This is a genomic window from Stenotrophomonas sp. GD03777, assembly GCF_029842485.1.
Taxonomy (GTDB): domain Bacteria; phylum Pseudomonadota; class Gammaproteobacteria; order Xanthomonadales; family Xanthomonadaceae; genus Stenotrophomonas; species Stenotrophomonas sepilia.
The window spans coordinates 1-3,753 of the sequence record NZ_JAOCGL010000191.1 but is presented as its reverse complement, the minus strand read 5'-3'; the positions used below and the strand labels follow the sequence as shown (position 1 = coordinate 3,753).

Annotated in this window: 4 protein-coding genes and 1 pseudogene; all 5 read right to left on the bottom strand. The window is 68.3% G+C overall.

Features of this window, described 5'->3' with window-relative positions:
- Positions 1-355: pseudogene (locus N5E02_RS20470) on the bottom strand (DUF4129 domain-containing protein); the annotation flags it as partial.
- On the bottom strand, positions 345-1,337 hold the full coding sequence (locus N5E02_RS20465; RefSeq protein WP_065177881.1) for a stage II sporulation protein M: 993 nt from the start codon (positions 1,335-1,337) through the stop codon (positions 345-347). The pseudogene N5E02_RS20470 and the gene N5E02_RS20465, both read right to left, overlap by 11 nt.
- Complete coding sequence (locus N5E02_RS20460; protein WP_279946698.1) at positions 1,334-2,023, bottom strand: RDD family protein; 690 nt, start codon at positions 2,021-2,023, stop codon at positions 1,334-1,336. The genes N5E02_RS20465 and N5E02_RS20460 overlap by 4 nt, the downstream gene beginning before the upstream one ends.
- A gap of 123 nt (positions 2,024-2,146) precedes the next feature.
- Complete coding sequence (locus tag N5E02_RS20455) at positions 2,147-2,677, bottom strand: gamma carbonic anhydrase family protein (protein WP_065185876.1); 531 nt, start codon at positions 2,675-2,677, stop codon at positions 2,147-2,149.
- Positions 2,678-2,841: 164 nt separating this feature from the next.
- Positions 2,842-3,663 carry a nucleotidyltransferase domain-containing protein gene (locus N5E02_RS20450; protein WP_005420149.1) on the bottom strand — a complete coding sequence of 274 codons (822 nt, stop codon included), beginning with the start codon at positions 3,661-3,663 and terminating at the stop codon, positions 2,842-2,844.
- Positions 3,664-3,753: the final 90 nt, after the last annotated feature.

Sequence of the window (3,753 nt, the reverse complement as noted above, 5' to 3'; positions counted from 1 at the left end):
GCAGCACGCTGAAGCGGCGCCAGCCCAGGTAGCCCCAGAAGCCTGCATTGCCCCAGCTGCGCTGCGCGCGCAGCGCTGCCAGCGCGCCCACCGGCTCACCGAAGATGCCGCGCGACAGGACGTACAGCGGCGCTCGCTCGAACAGTGGCTTGCACCACCACATCGCCAGCCAGGCCCAGCCGAACGCATCCAGCCACCAGCCCAGCGCGTTGAAGATCACGAACAGCGGTGCACTGGCCAGCAGCCAGCTGCCCCATACCGCACGCGCGTGGCGGCGCGACAGGGCGCTGCCCAGCTCCATTGCTTCCCAGCCACTGCGCGCGCGCAGCGCCACGTCCAGGCGGTCAATGCGCATTGCCGCCTCCGCGCCCGCCGCGCCACAGCCACAGCAGCACGCCGGCCCACAGCACGCCGGCCACGCTGAACTTGCCCCACGCCGGCACTTCGGCAATCGACGACCAGAACGCTTCGATGAACGCGGCCACCAGCAGCATGAACGCCACGCCCAGGCACAGCCGGGCCCCGATGCGGCCGCCTTCGACCAGGGCATCCAGGCGGCTGCGCCGGCCGGGGGCCAGCAGTTTCATGCCCAGCTGCAGGCCGGCACCGCCGGCGATCACTATCGCGGTCAGCTCGAACGCACCATGGCCCGCGACGAAGCGCCAGAATGGATCGCCATGGCCGATGTGCTGCAGGTGGCCGGCCACCGAACCGATGATCACGCCGTTGAACAGCAGCACCAGCAGCGTGCCCAGGCCGGCCAGCAGACCACTGGCGAAGGTACGCAGGGCGATGCTGATGTTGTTCAGGATGTAGTGGCCGAACATCATCCAGTCCGTGCCGCTGTCACGCCCGAGGCGCTCGGCCGCTGGATCGTACATGCGCTCCATCTCGGCGATCTGGCGGTTGTCCATCACCATGTGGATCAGGTCCGGGTAGAGCTGCGCCAGCACGAAGCAGGCCACCGCCGGCAGCGCGAACATCGCCAGTGCCACCCACATGCTGCGCGCCTGGCTGCGCACCAGCAGCGGGAAGTCGGCCACCAGGAATTCAAGTGCACCGCGCCAGCGCGTCGGCGGCGTGCGGTACAGCACGCTGTGGCCCTGCTGCATCAACTGCTGCAGGCGCTGCACCAGCTGCGGGCTGTAGCCGCGCTCGCGGGCCAGTGCCAGCTGCTGGCACAGGCGCCGGTAGCGCTGCGGGAAGGCGGCGTCGTCCACTGCCAGCGCGCTGGCCTTGCGCCGCGTGCGGCGCGCAGCACCAGCACGCAGCAGCAGCCAGTGTTCCAGGTCCTGCCATTCCTGCTGGTAGCGGGCGACGAACTGCTCCTGCTTCATCGCCGCCCCAACAGCCAGTTGGCCATGGCATACAAGCGCAGTACGCCGACCTGGCCGTGGGTGCCGGTCAGCGGTTCGGCGATGCCGGCCAGTTCCTGCTGGCGGGCCGCCGACAGCCGTGGCGCGCGCTCGGCGAAGGCCATCAGCGCGGCCTGCTCTTCCGGTCGCAGCGGCTGCGGCGGGGCCAGCACGCTGTCGATGGTGGGCGGAGGCGGCAGGTACAGCACGGGCGCATGCACCACCACGGTGCCGGCCACCAGATCGCCCAGGCGACGGCCATGGGGATCGAACAGGCTGCTGATCAGGCCCAGTGCATAGCCGAACGGCAGCATGTCCACGGTGCGCAGCAGGTTGCGGGTGATGGCAGGCATCCAGCCTACCGGCGCGCCATCGCGCGCAAGCACGCGCAGGCCCAGCGCGCGCTTGCCGAGGGTACGGGCCCACAGCGCTTCGCAGACGATCGGGTAGGCCCAGTACACCAGGAACATCAGCACCAGGCCGAGCCCGGAGCCGAACGAATCCAGCAGTGCCAGTGGAATCGACATCACCACCAGTACCGCGATGCGCACGCCCAGATCCACCAGCCACGCCATCGCCCGTGGCACCGGGCCGGCTGCCGGCAGCTGCAGCGGCACACCCTCCGGCGTCACCACCTCGCGGTAGGTATCGAGCATCGGTGCGGCCATCAGTGCGATGGCCTTCGTTGTGGGCGCCGGAGTCCTCTCCGGCAGGCAGCCACAGGCATGGGGGTCTCGACAGGTCCTGGTCGGGCCCAGACTTTAGCAGAGCCGCATGGCGGCGTTGGCTGCTCAGCCCAGGTATTCGTCCTTCAGCCGCACGTAGTGGTCGGCCGAGTAGTGCAGCGACTCGATCTCTTTGTCGCTCAGCGTGCGCGCCGGGCGGGCCGGATTGCCCACCCACAGCTCGCCTTCGCCAACCACCTTGCCCGGGCCGACCACCGCACCGGCGCCGACGAAGCCATGGCGCTCGACGCACGCACCGTCGAGGATGCAGGCGCCCATGCCGATCAGGCTGTAGTCGCCGATCGTGCAGGCATGGATGATGCAGCCGTGGCCGACGGTCACGCCTTCGCCGATCAGGGTCGGGTAGCCGGCCTTGTTGTAGGGGCTGTGGTGGCTGACGTGGATGATCGTGCCGTCCTGCACATTGGTGCGCGCGCCGATGCGCACGTAATTGACATCACCGCGGATGACCGTGCCCGGCCACACTGATACGTCCTCGGCCAGCTCCACGTCACCGATGACGGTGCAGGCCGGGTCGATGTACACGCGCTCGCCGAGGATGGGCATCTTGTCGCGGAAGGGGCGCAGCGGGTTCATCGGTGTCTCCGGAAATCAGGGCGTTCGCGACGATGATACGCGTGCGTCCGCTGGGGAAGGTACCGCCCTGGGGCCGCGCGGATACACAGTAGATCCACGCCATGCGTGGATGGTGATCTCGGTGCCGACCAAGGTCGGCAGCTACCAGAAACGGGTGCAACCGCTCAGGACGGCGCGTGCTCGGCCAGCATCCGCCGGAACAGCACGTCCAGCCAGGCGCTGTCGCCCTGTCCGGCCGGCAGCTGCGGGGCCTGCGCCGCGCGAACGGCCATCGCATGGTCAATGTACTCGCTGATGAGCGCGATGCGCGGACGAGCGCTGACCTCGGCGCTGGCGCGCTTGACCACCAGCAATGCGTCGATGGCGTGGCGCACCGGGCCGTCCGGCAGCAACCGGTCCAGCAGATCCTCGAAGGCCATCGGCGGCGGCGTGGGCTCGCTCTCGATCCACTGGCAGGCAAGCAGGGCGCGCAGCACATACAGGTACTTCTTGGTGCTGATGGTGGGCTCACCCAGGTGGCGGCTGTGTGTGGTCCTGGCCATGCTCATGTAGTGCCACCAGCTGCCCAAGGGTGAGTAGAAGCGTTGGGCCGCTTCCCACAGCAGTGCCACCGCAGCGTCATCCTGCCGGTACACGATCGGCGAACGCAGCCATTCGATCAGTGTCGGATTGGATTTTGAGACCAGCCGCAGTGCCTTGCGCAGGTCCCAGCCGCTGACATCGAGCTCATCGTCGATCGGCAGCTCGATCACATCGCGCTGCGCATCGCCCGGGCCGGTGCTCTCGTTGACGCTGAGATACCACGGCTGGCGATGCACGTAGATGAAGCGTGCATCGTAGTCGCTGTCCGGCGAAGAGAAGCCCCAGCCACGGCTGCCGGATTCGCAGGCCAGCAGCACACGCACATTGTGGCGCTGTTCGATGTCGGCGAGGCTGGAAAGAATGGCGGCGCGCTTGTCCGGCGCGATCGGGTGGATGTCGTCCATGCAGTTGTGTTCTTAATGTCGAGCGTTCTCGACTGTAGCGCAGGTCTGCATCGCTGCGCTCGCCGGGCATGGCCCGGCGCTACCAGAGGG

Excerpts from the sequence above, each read along its gene's own strand:
- N5E02_RS20455 (WP_065185876.1), bottom strand. The coding sequence starts at position 2,677 with ATGAACCCGCTGCGCCCCTTCCGCGACAAGATGCCCATCCTCGGCGAG.
- N5E02_RS20465 (WP_065177881.1), bottom strand. The coding sequence starts at position 1,337 with ATGAAGCAGGAGCAGTTCGTCGCCCGCTACCAGCAGGAATGGCAGGAC.
- N5E02_RS20450 (WP_005420149.1), bottom strand. The coding sequence starts at position 3,663 with ATGGACGACATCCACCCGATCGCGCCGGACAAGCGCGCCGCCATTCTT.
- N5E02_RS20460 (WP_279946698.1), bottom strand. The coding sequence starts at position 2,023 with ATGGCCGCACCGATGCTCGATACCTACCGCGAGGTGGTGACGCCGGAG.